A 21280-nucleotide genomic window follows, 5' to 3' on the forward strand; every position below is an offset into this window, starting at 1 on the left:
AAATTTCTTGGCTTATAAGGACTTGCGGGAATTTATGGCCGACTTGGAGTCCAAGGGACTCTTAAAGCGCATAAAGACCGAGGTTGACCCGGAACTCGAGATTACGGAAATCACCGACCGGGTATCGAAAATGGAAGGGAACAAAAACGTTGCCCTGCTCTTTGAAAACGTCAAGGGCTCCAAAATGCCCGTGCTTATGAACGCCTTCGGCAGCTATGAACGCATGGCGATGGCTTTGGGCGTGGAAAAGCTCGACGATGTAGCAGACGAACTGCGGGAGATGCTCAAGCTCCCCTATGTTTCCCTGCAGAATAAAATGAGCGTTGTGACCATGATTCCCATGATCAAGCGCGCAATCAACTTCCCGAAATACGTGAAGAACGCGCCCTGTCAGGAAGTTGTGGAAACGGAAAATCCGAGTCTTGACGATATTCCCATTCTCAAATGCTGGCCCGACGACGGCGGCCCCTTCGTGACCCTGCCCTTGGTGTTCACCAAGAATCCCAAGACCGGCAAGCGCAATGTGGGCATGTACCGCCTGCAGAAATACGACAGCCGCACCACGGGTATGCACTGGCATATCCACAAGAACGGCGCAGAAAACTTCCGCGATACCAAGGCACAGGGCGGCGATAGAATCGAAGCGGCAGTAGCCATCGGCACGGACCCGGTGCTTACCTATGCCGCCACCGCTCCCCTGCCCCGCGATATTGACGAAATGGTCTTCGCCGGTTTCCTGCGGCATAAATCCGTGGAAATGGTCAAGTGCAAGACCGTGGATATCGAAGTGCCCGCAACGGCAGAAATCATTCTCGAAGGCTATGTGCGGACAGACGAAAAGCGCCGCGAAGGCCCCTTCGGCGACCATACGGGCTACTACTCTTTGGCGGACGATTATCCCGTGTTCCATATCACGGCGATTACCCACCGCAAGAACCCGATTTACTTCTCCACGGTGGTCGGCAAGCCGCCTATGGAGGACTGTTACCTTGCCAAGGCTACGGAACGCATATTCCTGCCGATTCTGCAGCAGATGCAGCCGGAAATCATCGACATCAATATGCCGCTTGAAGGCGTATTCCATGACTGCTGCATCGTATCCATCAAGAAGCAGTACCCCATGCAGGCCCGCAAGGTCATGCACGCACTCTGGGGCATGGGCCAGATGATGAACGTCAAGATGATTATTGTCGTCGATGCCCATGTCAACGTCCAGGACCTCAAGGAAGTCTGGTGGCGCGTCTACAACAATATCGACGCCAAGCACGATTTGGAAATCGTCGAAGGCCCGCTTGACGTCCTCGACCACTCCTCCCCGATGGCAAAATGGGGTTCCAAGATGGGCATTGATGCCACCAAGACCTGGCCGGAAGAAGGCCATACCCGCGAATGGCCGGAAGAAATCAGCATGAGCGAAGAAATCAAGGCCCGCGTAGATGCCAAGTGGAAGGAGCTTGGTTTGGATTGATTGATATAAAAGCCCATATTAACAACGTGGCTCTGCACCATACGATTTTTGACCTGCCGTTCGCCTTTATGGGCGCGGTACTGGCGGCAAATGGCAGCCCCAGTGTTCATGACCTGATTTGGATTGCCCTGGCAATTACCACAGGCCGCGCGGCAGCACTCGCGCTTGACAATTTGGCTGACCTCAAATTTGACAGCCAGCAGCCCCGCATGAGCCACCGCGCCATGGTTACGGGCAAAATCAGCAAGCTGGAGGCAAAGATTTTTATTGCGATTTGCCTGCTGTTGATGGTGCTCTCGGTTATGCAGCTGCATCCCATCTGCATTTACCTGCTGCCCCTTGCCGCCCTGCCCTTTCTGATTTATCCGTTCACCAAACGCTTTACCGGCTGGTGCCATCTTGTCCTTGGCATTGCCATTGCCATGGCGCCTGCCGGCGGCTGGGTCGGGGTCAGCGGGCAGATTACCGCACCCATGGTGCTCCTGTGCTCGGCTGTAGCCCTCTGGATTTGCGGCTTTGATGCCATGTACGGCGCGCAGGACGAGGAATTTGACAAGAGCCAGGGGCTGCACTCCTTAGCGGTCAGCTATGGCGCACCGAACGCCTTCAAGCTCGCGGCAGCCATGCACGTTATCTGTATCGCCTGCTTCTTTGCCGTGGGCGTAATGCTCGCCTTAGGCCAAGCCTACTTTATCGGCGTGGGCATTGCGGCAGGAACTCTGGTTTACCAGCACCGCATCGTAAGCCCCACGGATTTTTCCCGGGTGACGCAAGGCTACTTTATGCGCAACGGCATCGTGTCCGTCGCCATCTTTGTCTGCACCTGGCTTAGTTTCTACTTATAATCAACAAAATTGAGGTGACTCCATGTCCGCAAAAATTCTCGAAGGCAAGTTTTTCGCACAGCAGTTAAAAGATGATGCAGGGCGCCGGGCGGCGGCTCTGCAGGAAAAATATGGCCGCGCTCCGGGCCTCGCAGTTATCCGCGTAGGTAACGACCCGGCTTCTGAAGTCTACGTTCGCAACAAGGACAAGGCCTGCGCTGCACTCGGCATCTATTCAGAAGTTATCGCTATGCCCGAAGAAACCAGCAAAGACGAATTAATTGCCAAGATAGATGCCCTGAATGCCGATGAAAAAATCGACGGCATCCTTGTGCAGCTGCCCCTGCCTGCCCAGATTGCGCAGTTTGAGGCCGAAATCCTTAACCGCATTGACCCGTCCAAGGACGTCGATGGCTTCCATCCCGTCAATGTGGGCAAGATGGTTACGGGCGAACCAGCCCTGCTGCCCTGCACACCAGCAGGCTGCATCCGCATGCTGGAAATGGCCGGCATTGAAATCGCAGGCAAACGCGCCGTGGTCATCGGCCGCAGCAATATCGTGGGCAAGCCCATGTTCCATCTGCTGATGGCGAAAAATGCAACCGTAACCGTGTGCCATTCCCGCACCGAGAATTTGGCGGAAATCACCCGTCAGGCTGATATTCTGGTCGCCGCCATTGGCAAGCCCAATTTTGTGAAAAAAGATATGGTAAAAACAGGTGCAACCGTCATTGATGTCGGCATCAACCGCATTGCCCCCAAGAAACTCGTGGGCGATGTGGACTTTGAAGCCGTCAGCGAAGTTGCCGGCGCCATCACCCCCGTACCGGGCGGTGTGGGGCTCTTGACTGTCGCTATGCTCATGCAGAATGTTGTGCAGGCAGCAGAAACGCACCTTAACGTTTAAGGCAATACTGCCGGAGACGCGTGCGTCTTCGGCAGTATTTCTTATATAAGCTTTATGTTTTTAATTGCAGAGGAGAAGAAAGCTCAATGAAAACCGATGTGGAAATCGCGCAGAGCGCAGAAATGCAGGACATTCGCCGTATCGCGGAGAAACTCAACATCTCCGAGGATGAACTCGAACTCTATGGCAAGTACAAGGCAAAAATCAGCCTCGCCGCCTTCCAGCGGGTCAAAGACCAGCCCAACGGCAAGCTGGTGCTGGTGACGGCCATCAATCCAACCCCGGCTGGCGAAGGCAAGACGACCACCAGCGTAGGCCTTGCCGATGCCTTCCATAAACAGGGCAAAAAAGTTGCCGTTGCCCTGCGTGAACCCTCCCTTGGCCCCTGCTTCGGCCTCAAGGGCGGCGCCGCTGGCGGCGGTTATGCACAGGTCGTGCCCATGGAGGATATCAACCTGCACTTTACCGGTGACTTCCATGCCATCACCACGGCACACAACCTGCTCGCTGCCGTAATCGACAACCATATCCAGCAGGGCAATACCCTCGATATCGATGTGCGCCGGGTGGTCTGGAAACGCGTCCTCGACCTCAACGACCGTGCCCTGCGCCATGTGGTTATCGGCATGGGCGGCAAAGCACACGGCGTGCCCCGCGAAACCGGCTTTGACATCACCGTAGCGTCTGAAATGATGGCCATTCTGTGCCTGGCCTCCGACCTCGAAGATATGAAAAAGCGCCTCGGCGAAATCGTCGTCGCCTACACCCGTGATGGCCGCGCCGTAAGAGCCAAGGAACTTAACGTCACGGGAGCTCTGACCCTGCTCTTTAAGGACGCCATCAAGCCGAACCTCGTGCAGACCTTGGAAGGCACGCCCGCCTTTATCCACGGCGGCCCGTTCGCCAACATCGCCCACGGCTGCAACAGCGTCATGGCCACGAAATTTGCACTCAAATTTGCTGATTACGTGGTCACGGAAGCCGGTTTCGGTGCTGACCTCGGCGCAGAGAAATTCCTCGATATCAAATGCCGTTTTGCCGGCTTAAAGCCCGATGCCGTGGTTATCGTCGCCACCGTCCGCGCACTCAAGATGCACGGCGGCATGGATAAAAAAGACCTCGGCCAGGTCAATATGGACGCCTTGGAACGCGGTATGCAGAACCTCGAAAAACACATTGAGAATATCCATAAATTCGGTCTGCCTGCTGTCGTGGCCATCAACGCCTTCCCCACCGATACCAAGGAAGAACTCGACTTCGTCGAAGCCGCCTGCAACAAGCGCGGCGCTGAAGTCGCCCTCTCCGAAGTCTGGGCCAAAGGCGGCGAAGGCGGCCTGAAGCTCGCCGAAAAAGTCGAAGCGGCCATGAATAAGCCCAACAACTTCCACTTCATCTACGAAACCGAACAGAGCGTGGAAGAAAAAATCACCGCCATCGCCAAGGAAATCTACGGCGCGGACGGCATCACCTTCACCGCAGCAGCCCAAAAACAGCTCACCGAAATCCAGGAACTCGGCTTTGACAAAATGCCCGTCTGCATGGCCAAAACCCAGTATTCCCTGTCTGACGATGCTGCAAAGATTGGCCGTCCCACAGGCTTTACCGTAACCGTAAGAGAACTGCGCATCGCCGCCGGTGCCGGCTTCATCGTCGCACTGACCGGCAACATCCTGACCATGCCCGGCCTGCCGAAGAAACCAGCTGCCGAAAACATGGATATCGATAACGAAGGAAAGATTACGGGACTTTTCTAAACGTCCCTATTTATAAAGAGCCGAGCTGACTATATTAAAGGTCAGCTCGGCTCTTTGTAATCAACTCAAGAAAAGCCATTTGTTCCGCTATATGAAATTATTTCAGCGAATATCTAGTTCCCCGTCCTTTGCCTGATACGTTAGCATACCCTTTCTTAACCAGCGCCTTCAGGATATCAACGGTCTTGTTTTTTCCAAACCCCACAGCCTCAGAAATAGCCGAGCTAGGCATTTCCCTCCCTTTGAGCAACTGATAGACTCTGTTTTCATCTTCCGTCAGGCTGCTCTCTTTTTCCTTAACCGGCAGGGTTATCTTGATGGTATTTTCCGTCATATCAAAAACAGGCTTAATCTTGCTATCCATGTATTCCTCTTTAATGCGCCTTACCCCGGTGCCAAATCGTTCTATCAGATGCAGCCTGAAAAAAACACTACCAATAATACGATTTCTGAGCATGGAGATGCCACCTCTGAGGTAGGCCTCTTTATCCATGCCTTTAGGAAGACCTCCGGGAGAAGTTATTTCAATCCTGTCCGAAAACATGGAAACATTGATATGCGCCTTCACATCCCAAGTTCTGTGCACAATAGCATTAGCAATGGCTTCACGAAAGGCCTCTTCGGGAATCATGACAATGCTTTCCCTGTAGCTGCCTTTTATCTGCTCATATTGATAATATTTCCTGTACATTTGCATGGCTTGGTCATACAGCTTCAGGATGGAAACATGCTCGCAAGTTTCCCGGTCAAGGATAATGCTGATGCTATCACCAAATCTAGCCATGTCCAGCCCGCTAAAATCATTATTGTCAGCTAAAAGCGCTGCAGCCTGGTTGTAGCCATTCTCATCCGAATACAGCTCTAGTGTTTTCAACGTGTCCAAATTGACCGTTTTTATATTAAGTGCCTTCTTTAATTTTTCGTCCAATAGCTGAAATGAAAGATCCCGTCTGCAGGCAGGCAACTCTTCAAACGAACGATTCTGCCCTTCCAATATAAGGCGCTCCAGCTCCAGCCTATCTACGGGAATGCTGGCAGAATCATTTCTCCTGTATGCCTTTGATTTATAGAAATACGGTTTATGCAATCCTTCTATCACTTTAAGCGTCACTACTGAAGTACGCTCATTGATATTCAGGGTATACTCCGGTACAGGATCGATGCTGTCGTTTATTTTGTTTTCGATATCCAGACACACTCGCTCTGGGTCTGCCATCCCCTTGACATTTCCATCATCCGTGAGACCAAATAGGATTTCTCCGCCATCATAATTGGCAAAGGCGCTTACCGTTTTCAAAAAGGTATTGGTAACCTGCTCTTTGAACTCAAGATTTCTCGTTTCTCGCACCGTAATCATCCTTCTGCGCCAATCTGCATTTACTTCTTGCTTGTATTATAGCGAAAAACAAACGCAAAATCAAACGCATTTTTTTACGTTTGATTTTGCGTTTGTTTTTGCCTCGCTGAAAATCGAATCTACAGCAGAATAGCGGGCCATACTTTCCATATCCATCTACTTTGTCCCCCGAATCCAATCATCAAGAAAGGCCATCATGGAATGCCTTACCAACTACAGGCCCCACTATCCGGTATGTCTTGGTGGCAATGGCGCATTGACGTGGGTGCTCTTATGGACACGGCAGCCAGCCTTTTCAATCTTATTGACTTTGCTGCCTGTCTCCACGCCGAAGTAATCAGCCAGGCTGAACATTCAAGTTCAGCTTGGCTATTTTTTTACACTTCCGAAAAAAGATTTTGCAAATAATTCTTAAACGCCCCGCCCAAATCCGGTCTGCGCAAAGCATATTCCACTGTAGCTTTCAAGAAACCAAGCTTATCCCCCACATCATAGCGTGTTCCTTCGAAATCATAGGCATAAACCGGTTCACGATGTGCCAGCACACGCAAAGCGTCGGTAAGCTGAATCTCACCGCCCTTGCCCGGCAAGGTGTTTTCCAGAATAGAGAATATCTGCGGTGTAATCACATAACGCCCCAATACCGCCATGCAGCTGGGCGCTTCTTCCATAGTCGGTTTCTCCACCATATCCAGCACCTTAAGCATACGCGGATTATCTGTTGCAGAACCATCCACAATGCCATAGGAAGAAACCTTTTCCTGCGGCACCGTCTGACAGCCAAGCACCGAACCACCAGTTGCTTCATAAACGTCTATCAACTGGCGCAGTGCCGGTCTGCCCGGTTCGTTATAGACCACATCATCCCCCAACAGAACAGCAAAGGGTTCACCTTCCATAAAAGCCTTGGCACACAGAATAGCATCCCCCAAGCCCTTCATTTCCCGCTGGCGAATGTAATGAATCTTAATGGCTGCCGTTTCCCGCACGACCTGCAATAATGCGTCCTTCCCTTTACGCTCCAACTCCATTTCCAAAGCTGGTGCCGAATCAAAATGGTCTTCAATCGCCCGCTTGGCATGGCCGCTGATAATCAGGATTTCCTCAATTCCACTGGCCAGTGCTTCCTCTACGATATACTGAATCGTCGGCTTGTCCACGATTGGCAACATTTCCTTCGGCGTAGCCTTGGTCGCTGGTAAAAATCTCGTTCCATACCCTGCGGCTGGAATAACGGCTTTACGAACCTTCTGCATCATACTGATCTATCCCCCATAATCCCAAATTACTGCAATTCTCTGCCTGCACACGCCAAGGCACTTTTTATAACATCATCCATATCATAATACTTGTATTCAGCCAGACGTCCGCCGAAAATCACCTTCTCTTCCTTGGCCGCCAATTCTGCATACTGCTGATACAAATTCTGATTGCGTTCATTATTAACCGGATAATAAGCTTCTTCACCCGGCTGCCAGTCTGCCGGGTACTCCTTCGTTACATAGGTAACCGGCTGCGTACCGAATTCAAAATGCTTATGCTCAATCACACGGGTATACGGGACTTCGCGTTCCGTGTAATTCATAACTGCTACACCCTGATGATTGACTTCTTCCAGCCGTTCCGTTTCAAAACGCAGGCCACGATATTCCAACTGCCCCAACTTGTAGTCAAAATATGCATCCACAGGGCCAGTATAAACAACCTTCTTTGCCATGCCTTCATATTCAGCGCGGCATTCATTATAATCTACGCCCGTACGTACCTCAATCCCATCCAGCAAAGCATCAATCAGCTTGTTATAGCCCCCAACCGGAATCCCTTGATAGCGGTCATTGAAATAGTTATTGTCAAAGGTATAACGCACCGGCAGACGCTTGATGATAAAGGCAGGCAGTTCCGTACAGCTGCGTCCCCACTGCTTTTCCGTATAGCCCTTAATCAGCTTCGTATAAATATCTGTACCAACCAGCGAAATCGCCTGTTCTTCCAGATTCTGCGGTTCGCCTTTGATAGCCGTACGCTGCTCTGCAATCTTTGCCGCAGCCTCATCCGGTGTCACAATTCCCCAAAGCTTGGCAAATGTATTCATATTAAACGGAAGATTGTAGAGTTCTCCCTTATAATTTGCCACCGGCGAATTCACATAGTTATTGAACTCCACAAACTGATTCACATACTCCCAAACATCTTTATAAGACGTATGGAAAATATGGGCACCGTATTTGTGAACATTTATTCCCTCCATTTCCTCACAATAAATGTTGCCTCCAACATTCTCGCGTCGTTCAATCACCAGCACAGATCTGCCAGCTTTTTTCGCTTCATGAGCAAATACTGCACCAAACAGACCACTACCCACAATTAAATAATCATACATAAAAATCCCCCCATAAATTAATTATATTGTTATACTCACAACAACTAAATGAGTAAATCATATCACTTCATAAAGAATTAACAATCCTTAATAATATTTAATTTTAGCATTATTTTCTTTATATCCTGTTTATACCAAAAAAATGGATTCGTTTTTTTAGTCGCCTCACAAAACGATTTACCACTTCTTATTTGCTTAAAAAATTCATCATGTTCTTTAGATATACGAACAGGATGACGCAACTGTGTATTAGGTATCTTAGCTTTTTCCAAATCCACATCATAAATGTTTAACGAAGCCATATCTATCAGGCTTTTTCCTTTTTCGGACTGTATTAATGCTAAGGAAATGCCTCTTTCCATTTCCTCATCGTTTAATTCAGATCCCCAGGAATCTCCTAGCGTAACATCTCCAACTCTTTTTCCAGTAGCATAATAGCAAGAATAACAATTTTCCGTATAATTTACTCCATTTAAAAACAAATACATATATTTTTCTTGAACACGAATCGGTAATACATTTTTCATATTTATTCTTAACTGAAACTTCGTATTATTTCTAAAGTCGATTTTATTTATATCAGGCCACGTGTAACCATACTCTTTCAAAGCCATATCCAAAATTTTTTTTGATGGCGACCCATGACAGATTAAATCAATCGTATATAACTGTGGCAATAATTTCTTCCCTACATAATTTATCATAGCAGATACTTGGCAAGGGACTCCTAAAAATAAAACTTTCCTACCTTTAATCAACTCACGTTTAACTTGCTTGTATATTCCAGCTGCGTTACTTTTGACATATTTTGAACCAGCAAATCCTTGCATTTCTTCATAATCTCTAGCTAAAAAGAAACGAAAATCACCATTTGATAACTTGCACGAAGCAACTATACCTCCATTCTCTATAAAAGCCTTACAAATAGCATTTGCATAACCGCCTGATGAACTATTCGATCTAACTTCTTGATCTCTAGCCCATCCTTGATACCATGCAACAGGCTCCTTTAACTCAGCTGGATTTTCTTTTTGACACACAGTATGACAAGCATTACAATTAATACATTTTTCTTCATCAATAACTGCATTAAAATATTCAATATCATCAATAAATTCAATAGCATCTTTAGGGCATACATCAAAACAAGCCATACATCCAGAGCACTTGTTTTTTTCACATACTGTTTTCATTACGTTCTCCTCAACATGTTAAAATAAAGTTGTTTTAATCCCAACTCTTTTATTTTCTTCATATGATATACCGATATAACCACTAAAGAAACAACTAACACCAATAAAAACCTTATCAGTATACCGATTATCCCATTAGTATATATAATAGATGAAACAAAATAAGAACTTATCATCGACAATATAATAACTACAAAGTTTTCAAGCAATCCTTTTAGATATATTTTTTCTTTTCCTATAAACATTAATTTAAAAACATTGTAAGTAACCCATGGTGCACTAACAAAGCCAGAACTAATTATTGTTGATATAATCACGCCATATAATCCCCAATAATTTACTGCAAACAAATTAACACCAAGATTAATCAAGCCTGATATTAAAGGCCTAAGTCGATCGGCATGCCATACCCCCCCGGCATCTTTATATAAACTTACCAGCATAACATATTCCACAACGAAAAAATATACACAAAGAAGAATTACCACATTCATATCAAGCATCAAGTCTTGCCCGACCCAAAGTTCCATAAATGGTTGATAAAGTATAAGCATTTCCGACATACATACAGCCATCAAAACGAAAACAATAAATGTCACACGCTCAAAATCTCTAAAATTCTTCTCTCTATCCTCAGTAATTAAACTATTCCCTACACCTGCTAAAATTGATGAAAAGAAAACCGTAAACAAAGACATTACTGCATTCATAATTAAATAATAATTTTGATACATAGCCAATATCTTTAACCCTAGGAAAGTAGAAATAACTAATGTATCAGCAGAATTCAATATCGTACCACCAAGCTTAGCTGTAAAAAGATCCTTAATTCGTTGGTTTATCAAACTCTTTTCATGACCAGATACTTCCCCATAAGGGTACATATTGGGATACATATGTCTTGACGCTATTGCGGTCAAAACATTATTAAGTATCTGTGTAAATAAAATTGCAATAACATAATAATAATAATTATGAAGAAAATATAGAACCAAAAACTGTATTCCATACTGGATAGTAACTGTCAACATTGTTATCTTACTAACAACGTCTTCACGCTGATGCGCTCGTAAAATACTGTTGCGATATGCTAAAAACCAATAAGAAAAAACTGTTCCAGATAAATTTAATAGATATACCACATAAATGTTAATATCTGTAGGAACATCTCCAGATATCATATAAGGGATAAAAGGAAGTAATAATAAACCTAAAAATAAAATAACGCCACCAATAATTCTATAATAGTATCGATAAAGATTTATTAACGCACAAATTTTAGACGTATTTTGTTCTGCTATAGGCTTATACATAGAAAAAATCATGGCACTACCAACGCCAAGTTCTGCCAAATTTAATATTTGTAAAACAGAAACAAATAAACCATTAAGGCCCAAATAATCAATCCCTAACGTATAGATCATTACAGACCTCATAATAAATGGCATAAGCATATTATAGAATCGCAATACTATACCAAAAAAAACATTTCTTATGGCATTTTTTCTTCTATCAAGTTTCATATTTTTTAGCTACGTAACTCTCCCTCTAACGCCGCACATAATCTATCAATAGAATTTTTCGCTAAACCTTTTCGCTTGTCCGATATTAGCTGATAATCAATATCTTTATCAAAATCAAATTTCTCTATTTGATTCAAAGTAATATATCGATCCAGCAAATTAACTTCGCTTAAGATATTCATAATTCTAGCATCATTTTTCATACTTTCTCTATCTTTTCTCTTATTAATAGATACGAACTTTTTTTCATAAATCAACGAAAATGCTGTCCCATGAAACGAATCTGTTATGATATAATCTGCATATTTAATCAAACTTAAGAAATCAGTAGGCTTAGTATTTTCCAACTCGACATGAATCCCAGCCATTTCTACTTTTAATATAGACTTTATGTCGCGATTCATAAATCCTGTATAAACAGGCAATCCCAACTTTTTTGATATTTTTTTAGCAGCTTCTATCCCCTCTTTTCCATACCATACATCATACAAAAAAATATATTTTTCATTTTTTAGTCTAGGCGAATCTATTTTTAAGAATTCTTCTTTAGACTGCAAAAGTGTAGGATCTAACAATACATCTATATTCTTTTTACCGTCAATAAATCGAGAAATCTTTTGTGCTCCACTTTCTTCTCGAACAGATATATAATCAAAATCTAAAATATTTTCTTTTAAACTAGCATCACACTTAGGTTCTGTAAATGACATATCATTTACACTAACAGCATACGCAATCTTCTTCCCTTTAATTTTAAGTGGTAAAAAATATATAGGATCGCAATCAAAAGCACGTACATTCCAAATTTGATCACTTCCACATATTATAGCATCATATTTATTTAGCACCGAAAAATCAGAGTTTATTGTTAACTTATATGGCGATAAATCAATATATTGTTCTCTAAACTCTTTAAACATATCTATCTGTTTTAAAATATACTTTTTCAAAAAAAATCGCTTAATATTACGTTTATATTGCCCTTTTACAAATAAATCATAAATCTCATTATATTTATCAGGATGATAATCTATAACTTCTACATCGTACCCTCTTTTTTTTAAAATTTGTTGTAAAGACCAACACTGTAAAACAGAACCATAATTAATTGATTTATGATAAGTCAATATTCCAATCTTCATATACAATATTCCTATCCTTTATCTAAAATTTAACGGCATAAAATCATTTATAGCATAAATAATCAATATTCTTCTATTATAAAATCATTTTATACCAAATACAAGCTTATATATACTATTATCATTACGAATATGATACCAAATCAAGCAACATATAGCCATAGACAGTATAAATAAAAACATCGTCTTAAACCACAAAAGTTCGAACCCCAAAATTTTATCGGCACATACTCTAATAAAGCCTAAAACAAAAGGGTGCAATAAATATATTTCCATGGATTTTTCACCACAATAACGGACAAAATTAAACAATATTTTTATTTTCGACACATAACATGATAAAGTCACTACTAATAAAGTCCCTATACATCCTGTTAATAAAAAAATCCATTCCTTTGGAAATAACATATCTTCATGGGTATAAAACAAAAACACATATGATATTACACAAAATGCCACTACAGAAACTATAAGCCTTTTTATATTCATTTTTTGTTCAAAATCGGCTAAATATTTAATCATATATGTACCTAACGCAAAAAATATAGTAAATTTCCCCAATCGATGAATAATCCACACATCTGGAAAATAGGGATACAATAAGAACATCACTATAGATATCCCCATAAAGACTTTTTGTCCCTTTGCATAATTATTAAAAATGTTAACAATTACATAATAAAAGATTTGTATTATGAACATTACATATAAAAACCAAAAAATATTCCATGGTATAAGTGGTGACCATAAAAAAGATAAAATACCTTCTTCAGAATGATTACTATACCCTCCTCCGATTTGCTTATAGATAGCAAACAAAAGGCCCCATATAAAATAAGGAATAGCTAATCTATAAAATTTACCAAGCACTGCTTCTTTACGTGAACGTTTTGTCCAACGCTCAATAAAGAAGCCTGCTACAATGAAGAAAATCGGCATATGAAAACTATAAATCCAATTATAAACTAAATAAAACGAATATGGTATTTCCATAATAACTTTACTAGATGTAACTGCTCCGATTGCATGTCCTAAAACGACTAGTATTATAGCAAAACCTTTCATCAAATCTACTGATTTAATTCTCACTTTACTTAATTTATTGTCAGTCATGATATTTTTCCAACTCCTAATTTTATTTTATAAAAACGCCTCTCCATTACATTGCGATTTTTTAATTTCTCCTACAAAAAAAATTACTCAACAACGCCTTTATTTTAAAATAATTTTTTTCACTAAAAACAACAATACCTATTATTTTAATTTTTGTTTTTATAGGAATTTCAGATGAAAAAATTAATTCAACTAACTTTTTTCTCAACATCAAACAACATACTTTATATACTTTTTTATATGGAGTTGCAAACATCTTATCTGTTGAATTATAAACAGTAATGAATCCTAATATTGCTAAATATATACCCCATTGGGGTACATCAATTTTTTTATTTCGATAAAATTTATACCTTCGTTTATGCATATTTATAAGAAGAAGAGAATTTTTTAACCATTTATTCTCATCATGTGTAATACTATTTTCTAATTGACGATACACATATAACGGTTTATGCACATATTTACAATTTTCTACGTTCCAACAAAAACAATGTAAAACAGAGAAATCTTCACAAAACGAATATTTCGTTGGAAATAGCTCATTAAAAAAAGATCTTGCAATTATTTTTGACCATAAATGCGAATGAAGTCTAATGTCCATCGCTAATTCGCAACACAATTCGTATTTAGTTACTTTTCGAGAACACTTATCAAAGTTAATTTCTTTTATTTTTCCATTATTTAATACATACATATCAAAAAAAATCATATCAGGCGACGTTGCTAATTCTTTCTTCACTGTCGAATACCACTCATCAGTAACGTAATCATCTGGATCAATCCAAGCAACATATTTACCACTAGAATGAACTAATCCACAATTTCTAGCTGCTGATACTCCTTGATTTTCTTGATGAATGACCTTATAATGCGTATCATTTCTTGATATTTCATCGCATATAGCTCCACTATTATCTGTCGAACCATCATCGATGAGCAATACTTCCACATCATCGTCAAATTTTTGTTTAGCCAATGACCCCAAGCAAATAGGCAAATATTTTCCCATGTTATATATAGGAATTATTATACTTAATTCTTTCATATTACCTCTTTAATTATTTTATAAAATCATAATTAAATTGTCGCTTTTACGCTCTCATTCTATAATTATTTATCAGAGACTTTATATAACAAATCGCCCCCCCTATACTTATAGAATCAATTTTAAAAAATACTATAGGCAATAATGAGACAGCTAACAAATATTTATATTTAACATCTTTTAAAGCCTTTGAAAATACAGGCCGTCCTAAAACCTCACGCAATTTACGATTACGAGCTTGATAATTTATCTTTAAGTTTGCATTATATATATCATGTACACAGATAACAACAATATGTACTAGTACATACACATAAAAAAACTCTATCATACGCGAATCATAACTTTTGATATTTTCAAAAGAACAATTCATCGAATCTATGTAGCCATTTATCCTATCTTTATTAATTCTATTTGTTGCAGAATCCGAATTTATATTATATTGATATATTGCATCTTTTGAAATCTTTATTCTATTTGTATGCAATAAATATCGAATGATAAAATCTCCATCTTCGGCATATGAAAGTTTTTCATTAAAGCTAATATTATATTTTTTTATTATTTCAAATTTAAAGCCTTTCGCCCAAACAGGCATTCTTAATGTAGGCTTCATTAGCATCCATTTCTTCAAGCGATAAACATCATTCGTACAACTTGCAGACACCGTTTCCCCAACGTGTCTTATTACATCTGAATTTTTGTTATATGAATATATAATCAAATCAGCATCTTCACAAATATCTTTTGTAATAATAGGAATACTACCTTTAACCCAAACATCATCTGCATCTACAAAAAAAATATACTTACCTGTGGATTTTTCTATTCCCAAATTTCGTGCGCAAGAAACTCCTTTTGATGATTGAAAATAACTAATTTTACAGTATGTATATTGATTGTTACAAAGTTTTTTTACAACATATTCTGTGCGATCTTTACATCCATTAATTACAATTATCACTTCAACATATAAACATTTAGCCGTTTCGGCATCAATTATAATACTTTTTACACATGCATCTATATATTTTTCAGAATTATATGCAGGAATTATAATTGATATATTTGCATGTATATCCGCCATATTCATTCCTCCAATTATTAATAAAAAAGAGTATTCTTTTTTTCTTGAATAGATAGTAATGTCAAATAATATACTAACCAATGAAGTGAATATAGATCTAACGACAATTCATGTTCTAAAAATGAATAAGCAATCACTCCGGCTAAAAAAGATACATGCATTCTCCATGTTCCAATGCTCGATGCATAAAAGAAAAAAAGGATTAAAACAGATAGCCACATACCTAACCCTATAATTCCCATCTCAAGAAGTAAAGGAATATAACTATTATCTACTGGAATAAAACTCCCTGTAACAAGCGTCAAATATTCAGAAGATTTACCTATTCCTATTCCAAATAGCATATTTATATCTAATCCCGAATTATATATAGAATATACAAGCTCCCATATATCCATCCTGCCAGAAGTAATATCACTAGTATCATTACTCCGTAATGATACTAGTATAATTCCTAAAAACACAAAGAGTAATAACATTAATATTATTTTTATTTTTTTTGATGTCACGGAATCATTTGAGAGTACATTATTAAATAAATAAAACGTCATAACAAATAATATCGATGCTCTCGACTCAGAAATTATGAAGCTTATAACAAAAACTATCCACCATAACCATTTCATTCGATAGTCTTTTTTTTCATACGCTAAACCTATAATTCCTATAGCTGACATTAACCCGAATAAATTTGGATGACCAAACAACCCTCCACTTCTAACTATATCAATTCCACTCCAGCTACCAGGAACAACAGAAATCTTAAAAATCCCCCAAGATAAATAAAACACTTCTCCTTTATCCATGTTAGAAACATCAATTTCTAATGTTCCACAAAAAACAACCGTAAGAACGATTATAATATTAATTAATGTTAACTTTCTTAAAATACTCGAAAATTTCAAGAAACCAATACTCTTGCTAATGCAACACGCTGTAATTATATTAGCGAAAGCCCCTATACATCTTATTAAAATAGAAGAATCTTTTAAAAGCAAACATTGAATCATCCCAAAAGAAATAATAGGGAACATCAATAACAATAATCCTTCCCCTTCCAATTGTGATACGATAAATTCTTTTTTTATACATTCGACCCAAAATATCACAATTAATATAATGCTACTTATAAAATGTGTCTTCATTTCATGTCCAGCTAATATACAGATTAAGTATTGTAACATTATCAAAAACAGGAAGAATGTATCTTTAACACTACTTCTATTAAAATATGATAACATCCCAATAATACTCCTTAAAAAACACGATAATCACATAGCATAAAAATCAGCAATTTTTTTTATACTATCATTAATATCATAACCATTCATACGAATGATATCCGCGCTTTTTCCTCGTTCACTATTTCTTTCAAAAGAAAAACACCTTACACATTCATCCATTTTATTCAGCTGCATATATTTAACCTCATTTGTTAAGCAAATTTCCTTTATTATATGCTCTGAAAAATAGCAAGGTAATCCAGCAGCTTGAGCCTCTATACCAACTATACCAAACCCTTCAAATAGTGAAGGCAATACAAACGCATCCATAGCCTGTAATATATTTGGCACATCTGAACGCATCCCTAAAAATATAATATTTTCTTCTAAACCGAGATGTTCTACTTTATTTTTTATAGTCTTCAAAATTTTATCATCACCATCTCCATTAGGTCCTCCAATTAAAAAAAGTTTGACATTTTTATTTCTCTTTTTCAATTTAGAAAAAAATTCAATTAACCACTCATGGTTCTTTTGATATGAAAATCTTCCTATATGGCATATAGCAAATTCACTATCAATTCTCAATTCCTTTCTATACATATTCCTAATCTTTTCATTAAATCGAAATTTTTCTACATCGATAGAATTCGGAATAATAGTGAATCTTCTATCATCAAACATCCATTCCCCAGCTAATTTTGAACATGCCCATCTCTGTGTTACACAACAATTAAGCAACATTCTATTGATAAATATTAAAATTTTATATTTAAAATTTAAATGTATTTCATAATCAGAATTATGCGAGTGCATAATTCTAATAGGAACTCTAAACAACCATGCCAGTATTAATGGATATATGTAATGTAGCCCCATACCATTTAATACTACAGCCTTATAATCCGCATGATAATGAAAAAAAAGTTTAAATACTTCAAAATAATGCCCCAAAGGATTTCGTCCTCTTTTAGGCACATTAAATATACGCCCTCCTAATTTTTTTATAGTATCTGAAAAAGCCAATTCATTATCAGGGAACATATTTATAAAATCATAAACAACTCCGTTTCGCATATGAATCATCTGTTGATATAAATATGTTTCCATCCCACCAATATTAGGTGTCATCCCAATCTGTAAAACTCTAATTATTTTATTACTCATTTTCATCTCTCATACAATCTTTGATAATCAATAATTCCTTTTTATTCTTGAAAATGAATATATGATAGATATCATAAAACCTAGAAAAAAGCCAATCACAACTATAATTTTTTTCCTTGGCCAAGATGGTTTTTCTTTAAACGGCAAATTCGCCGGATCGACAATCTGAATATCCATAGAATCCATGGCCTGACGGATTTTGTTGTTTTCCATCTGTTTAATCAAATCAGTATAGATACCTTCTTTTATGACCGTATCACGCTGGAGGTTCATATATTCCTGTACTTCCTGCGGGAAGTTATCTAGTTCTTTTGCCTTTTCATCACGGCGTTTAGCTACAGCCTGCTCACTAGCCTTGGATACCTCTATAGCTACCTGTGCATTTACCTGTTCTTTTATCAGGGATTCCTGCGTAGGATTAATCGTGGTGTATTTGGATGCCACCAAAGCATTTACTTCCTGTGCCAAATTTTGCTTCAAGGCTGCCAGCTTTTCTTCAGCTTTAATTACATTCGGATTTTCTTCTGTATATTGCTGACGCAAGCCAACCAAATCCACTTCGGCAGCGATAATCTTTGACCGCAGGTTTTGTACGTTGGCATTGTCGTTAATTTTTAAGCTTTGGCTATTGGCATTGATATCACCTAATTGTGCTGCCGCACTGTCTGCCTTAGCCTGATTGGCCTGCTGCTGTACGCGCATATTGCTAATGGCTTCATCAAATGCGTTCATCTTATTTACAGCAATTCTAGCCTGTTCATCCGGACTGTAAATGCCATGTTCCTGCTGATAGGAGGCAAACTTATTTCTTGCCTCCTCGGCTTCTTTTTTGGCCACGTCTACACGATCATTCAGAAACTGCACAAGCAGACTCTGCGTTTCCTTGTTCATATCCGTCATCATGACCAGGAAGTTATCCACAACATGCTGGGATATCATCTGTGCCTCTTCCGGTGTTTTGCCCTTGGCCGTTACTTTGATGAGGTTCGTTTGCTTGGTGTTTTCAATGGTCAGATTTTTCTTGGCAAACTTCTCTGGCGTCAGGAATTCCTTTTCATCTTCATCCCAATCTAATTCGTCAATAATCGGCTGCAGAACGGTATTGGATTTCATCAGTTCCACATAGGAAAGTGTTGGCGATGTGGATGCGCCAATCCCAAGAGCAGCAGCAGCCACTGCCGCCCCACTGACACCAGCACCGGTCACGCGCGTCTGTACCGTGGTGGTGGATTCGTAGGTTGGCGGCCAGACAAGGCCTGCCACCAAGGACAGTGCCGTGCAGCCGCCGATTATGGCACCGCATACTTTTTTGCGCTCCTTCATAATTTGCCATATGCGGCCAATATCAATCTGTTCTTCTTTTTCCACTGTTTTCAACTCCCCATTTCTCCACTGTTATGCACGGCACAGGCCGATTTTTCTGGCTACAAAGGCGCCGCCTTTTTTCAACCAGTTTTGTTTTTCCATAAAGGATACGTTCTGCTCCTGATAGGCTATCTGATTCTTCTCCAGCCAGATATCCAACATGAGTTCGCTGACAAAGCCATAGATGCGGGATTCGTAAGCTGAAAATCCGGTGATATCCACGTTTTTCTCAATCTGTTCCAGAATCGCGAACATCCATTCGCAATAGGCATCGTAATTTTTTTTGTCCATCACGAACATGTTGAACATATGTGCCCAAGTGCGATTCATGACCTTTTTCATAGCTGGCACATATTCCGGATACTGCTCATGGATAATCCGTTCCAATTCATCCAAGCCTGCCGCTTCGTGGGCATGCAGATAATGGGATTTATTGGACTCGATGTAATAGCGGCGTTTTTTTGCCACAACCACAGGTGATTTGCGCAGGATATTTTCCCATTCCTTGCCCGTTAATATCTGGGCACGCTTCTGTTCGATACTCCGGGTTTCCTTGCGCGTGAAATAGCGGCGATAATGGACAAGGCCGATAAAGTTTGCATCCAGATTTTTCCAAGCCCAATACAAGGCAGTCAGTTCGCAGTAATGGGGATTTTTTTTACTGATATTCTCTCCGGTATTGTCACCTTGATAGCCAATATCATTTTTTCCTTCCCTGCCTACATGAATAGGAAGATAGACGGAATCTTCCGGCATCCAGTAAGGTTTGTGGGCAGCGACCATGATTTTTATATTCAAGATTCTTTCTCCTTATATCTGTAGCATTTTTAATAAGCGCCTTTGCCGAACAGAACAGCAGTGAATGTTTTGGCCAAATACATGATATCCAACCATACCGACCAGTTTCTTACATACCAGGTATCCATTTCCACACGTTCTTCATAGGTAGTATCGCTTCTGCCGCTGGCCTGCCACATGCCGGTTATGCCGGGCAGTACCATGGCATACTCACGGAAGTATTCTCCGTAACGTTCAATTTCTTTTTTTACAATAGGTCTTGGGCCTACCAAACTCATATCGCCTTTGATAACATTCCAAAGCTGAGGGAGTTCATCCAAACTAGTTTTCCGCAAGAAACCACCCAGCTTAGTTACGCGCGGGTCATTGGTCAGCTTAAAGGATTCTTCCCATTCCTTGCGGGCTTCGGGATTCTTGGCTAGATAATCCTGCAAGATTTCCTGTGCATTAGGCACCATGCTTTGAAATTTGTAACAAGGAAACTCCTTACCATCTTTACCAATACGACGATGGGCAAAGATTACATTACCTTTATTATCAATTGCCACTAGCAATGCCACTATAGCAATAATCGGCAGTATCAACAGACCGCCACAAATCGTGCAAACCAAATCAAAAATTCGTTTGTAAATTTTATTGCGCCGCATAGCCAGATTGTTACGCAGATGAAGCATAAGGATTTCCTCGGTGAAAAGCACCTGCGCTTCTACGCCCATCATCGGCGTGCCAATCAAATCCGGCACATAGGACAGATTGCGTACATGGGGCTGGACGGTGGTTATAAGCTGCTGTAATTTGTCACGCTCCATCCCCGGTGCCGTGATGATTACGTTCTGTACATGGCTGTTTTCCACGACTTTCTCTGCTTCGCTGATTTTTCCCAGCAGCTTGTATTTGTCTGGGATTTTGTCGGAAATCGGATTATCGTCCA

General features: G+C 40.3%; 19 protein-coding genes. 4 read left to right on the plus strand and 15 right to left on the minus strand.

Translation table 11 applies throughout. The features are described 5' to 3' along the window. Positions 1–7 precede the first annotated feature (7 nt). The 4 genes from G598_RS0108030 (at position 8) to G598_RS0108045 (ending at position 4953) form a co-directional block, all read left to right on the plus strand. Positions 8–1468: a menaquinone biosynthesis decarboxylase gene (locus G598_RS0108030; RefSeq protein WP_026766530.1), complete on the plus strand. Its 1461-nt coding sequence runs from the start codon at positions 8–10 to the stop codon at positions 1466–1468. Next, positions 1465–2313 (plus strand): 4-hydroxybenzoate octaprenyltransferase, encoded by an 849-nt coding sequence (locus tag G598_RS0108035; protein ID WP_026766531.1) that lies wholly within the window; start codon positions 1465–1467, stop codon positions 2311–2313. The genes G598_RS0108030 and G598_RS0108035 overlap by 4 nt, the downstream gene beginning before the upstream one ends. Positions 2314–2335: 22 nt before the next feature. After that, a complete protein-coding gene (gene folD, locus G598_RS0108040; protein ID WP_026766532.1) occupies positions 2336–3199 on the plus strand; it encodes a bifunctional methylenetetrahydrofolate dehydrogenase/methenyltetrahydrofolate cyclohydrolase FolD in 864 nt (287 codons plus the stop codon). 86 nt (positions 3200–3285) lie between these two features. Further along, positions 3286–4953 carry a formate--tetrahydrofolate ligase gene (locus G598_RS0108045; protein WP_026766533.1) on the plus strand — a complete coding sequence of 556 codons (1668 nt, stop codon included), beginning with the start codon at positions 3286–3288 and terminating at the stop codon, positions 4951–4953. A 97-nt stretch (positions 4954–5050) separates the two neighbouring features. Here the strand turns inward: G598_RS0108045 and G598_RS0108050 are convergent, their stop codons facing one another. The 15 genes from G598_RS0108050 to G598_RS0108120 form a co-directional block, all read right to left on the minus strand. Then, entirely contained in the window at positions 5051–6301 is a 1251-nt protein-coding gene (locus tag G598_RS0108050) for an ATP-binding protein (RefSeq protein ID WP_026766534.1), read from the minus strand. 234 nt (positions 6302–6535) lie between these two features. After that, positions 6536–6664, minus strand: coding sequence for a hypothetical protein (locus G598_RS20350; protein ID WP_272867098.1), 129 nt, complete (start codon positions 6662–6664; stop codon positions 6536–6538). Between the two features lie 23 nt (positions 6665–6687). Next, the gene (gene galU / locus G598_RS0108060; RefSeq protein WP_026766535.1) at positions 6688–7566 is read right to left on the minus strand and encodes a UTP--glucose-1-phosphate uridylyltransferase GalU; all 879 of its coding nucleotides are present in this window, start codon (positions 7564–7566) and stop codon (positions 6688–6690) included. A 29-nt stretch (positions 7567–7595) separates the two neighbouring features. Beyond that, positions 7596–8690, minus strand: a complete 1095-nt coding sequence (glf, locus tag G598_RS0108065) for a UDP-galactopyranose mutase (protein WP_026766536.1) — start codon at positions 8688–8690, stop codon at positions 7596–7598. Positions 8691–8767: 77 nt separating this feature from the next. Next, positions 8768–9883, minus strand: coding sequence for a Coenzyme F420 hydrogenase/dehydrogenase, beta subunit C-terminal domain (locus G598_RS0108070; RefSeq protein WP_026766537.1), 1116 nt, complete (start codon positions 9881–9883; stop codon positions 8768–8770). Then, entirely contained in the window at positions 9883–11406 is a 1524-nt protein-coding gene (locus G598_RS0108075; RefSeq protein WP_026766538.1) for a lipopolysaccharide biosynthesis protein, read from the minus strand. Before G598_RS0108075 ends, G598_RS0108070 begins: the two co-directional genes overlap by 1 nt. A 5-nt stretch (positions 11407–11411) precedes the next feature. Next, on the minus strand, positions 11412–12548 hold the full coding sequence (locus G598_RS0108080) for a polysaccharide pyruvyl transferase family protein (RefSeq protein ID WP_026766539.1): 1137 nt from the start codon (positions 12546–12548) through the stop codon (positions 11412–11414). A gap of 84 nt (positions 12549–12632) precedes the next feature. Next, positions 12633–13661, minus strand: a complete 1029-nt coding sequence (locus tag G598_RS0108085) for an acyltransferase family protein (RefSeq protein WP_026766540.1) — start codon at positions 13659–13661, stop codon at positions 12633–12635. A 61-nt stretch (positions 13662–13722) separates the two neighbouring features. Further along, complete coding sequence (locus tag G598_RS18985) at positions 13723–14709, minus strand: glycosyltransferase family 2 protein (RefSeq protein ID WP_071837963.1); 987 nt, start codon at positions 14707–14709, stop codon at positions 13723–13725. Positions 14710–14755: 46 nt separating this feature from the next. Beyond that, the gene (locus tag G598_RS0108095; RefSeq protein ID WP_026766541.1) at positions 14756–15796 is read right to left on the minus strand and encodes a glycosyltransferase family 2 protein; all 1041 of its coding nucleotides are present in this window, start codon (positions 15794–15796) and stop codon (positions 14756–14758) included. A gap of 17 nt (positions 15797–15813) precedes the next feature. Then, positions 15814–16905 (minus strand): O-antigen ligase family protein, encoded by a 1092-nt coding sequence (locus tag G598_RS0108100; RefSeq protein ID WP_211221532.1) that lies wholly within the window; start codon positions 16903–16905, stop codon positions 15814–15816. Positions 16906–17067: 162 nt separating this feature from the next. Then, positions 17068–18186 carry a glycosyltransferase gene (locus tag G598_RS0108105; protein ID WP_026766543.1) on the minus strand — a complete coding sequence of 373 codons (1119 nt, stop codon included), beginning with the start codon at positions 18184–18186 and terminating at the stop codon, positions 17068–17070. A gap of 27 nt (positions 18187–18213) precedes the next feature. Then, on the minus strand, positions 18214–19554 hold the full coding sequence (locus G598_RS0108110) for a GumC family protein (RefSeq protein ID WP_026766544.1): 1341 nt from the start codon (positions 19552–19554) through the stop codon (positions 18214–18216). 27 nt (positions 19555–19581) lie between these two features. Beyond that, the gene (locus G598_RS0108115; RefSeq protein ID WP_026766545.1) at positions 19582–20349 is read right to left on the minus strand and encodes a DUF4422 domain-containing protein; all 768 of its coding nucleotides are present in this window, start codon (positions 20347–20349) and stop codon (positions 19582–19584) included. A gap of 29 nt (positions 20350–20378) precedes the next feature. Beyond that, positions 20379–21280 (minus strand): exopolysaccharide biosynthesis polyprenyl glycosylphosphotransferase (locus G598_RS0108120; protein ID WP_026766546.1); only part of this gene is annotated, 902 nt, incomplete at its 5' end.

The sequence above is a fragment of the Selenomonas ruminantium subsp. ruminantium ATCC 12561 genome (assembly GCF_000424065.1).
GTDB lineage: Bacteria > Bacillota > Negativicutes > Selenomonadales > Selenomonadaceae > Selenomonas_A > Selenomonas_A ruminantium.

What these genes read in the sequence shown, in the direction of transcription:
- G598_RS0108095 (WP_026766541.1), bottom strand. Translation starts at nt 15,796, where the DNA reads ATGGCGGATATACATGCAAATATATCAATTATAATTCCTGCATATAAT.
- galU (WP_026766535.1), bottom strand. Translation starts at nt 7,566, where the DNA reads ATGCAGAAGGTTCGTAAAGCCGTTATTCCAGCCGCAGGGTATGGAACG.
- G598_RS18985 (WP_071837963.1), bottom strand. Translation starts at nt 14,709, where the DNA reads ATGAAAGAATTAAGTATAATAATTCCTATATATAACATGGGAAAATAT.
- G598_RS0108085 (WP_026766540.1), bottom strand. Translation starts at nt 13,661, where the DNA reads ATGACTGACAATAAATTAAGTAAAGTGAGAATTAAATCAGTAGATTTG.
- G598_RS20350 (WP_272867098.1), bottom strand. Translation starts at nt 6,664, where the DNA reads ATGTTCAGCCTGGCTGATTACTTCGGCGTGGAGACAGGCAGCAAAGTC.
- G598_RS0108045 (WP_026766533.1), top strand. Translation starts at nt 3,286, where the DNA reads ATGAAAACCGATGTGGAAATCGCGCAGAGCGCAGAAATGCAGGACATT.
- folD (WP_026766532.1), top strand. Translation starts at nt 2,336, where the DNA reads ATGTCCGCAAAAATTCTCGAAGGCAAGTTTTTCGCACAGCAGTTAAAA.
- glf (WP_026766536.1), bottom strand. Translation starts at nt 8,690, where the DNA reads ATGTATGATTATTTAATTGTGGGTAGTGGTCTGTTTGGTGCAGTATTT.
- G598_RS0108075 (WP_026766538.1), bottom strand. Translation starts at nt 11,406, where the DNA reads ATGAAACTTGATAGAAGAAAAAATGCCATAAGAAATGTTTTTTTTGGT.
- G598_RS0108080 (WP_026766539.1), bottom strand. Translation starts at nt 12,548, where the DNA reads ATGAAGATTGGAATATTGACTTATCATAAATCAATTAATTATGGTTCT.
- G598_RS0108105 (WP_026766543.1), bottom strand. Translation starts at nt 18,186, where the DNA reads ATGAGTAATAAAATAATTAGAGTTTTACAGATTGGGATGACACCTAAT.
- G598_RS0108070 (WP_026766537.1), bottom strand. Translation starts at nt 9,883, where the DNA reads ATGAAAACAGTATGTGAAAAAAACAAGTGCTCTGGATGTATGGCTTGT.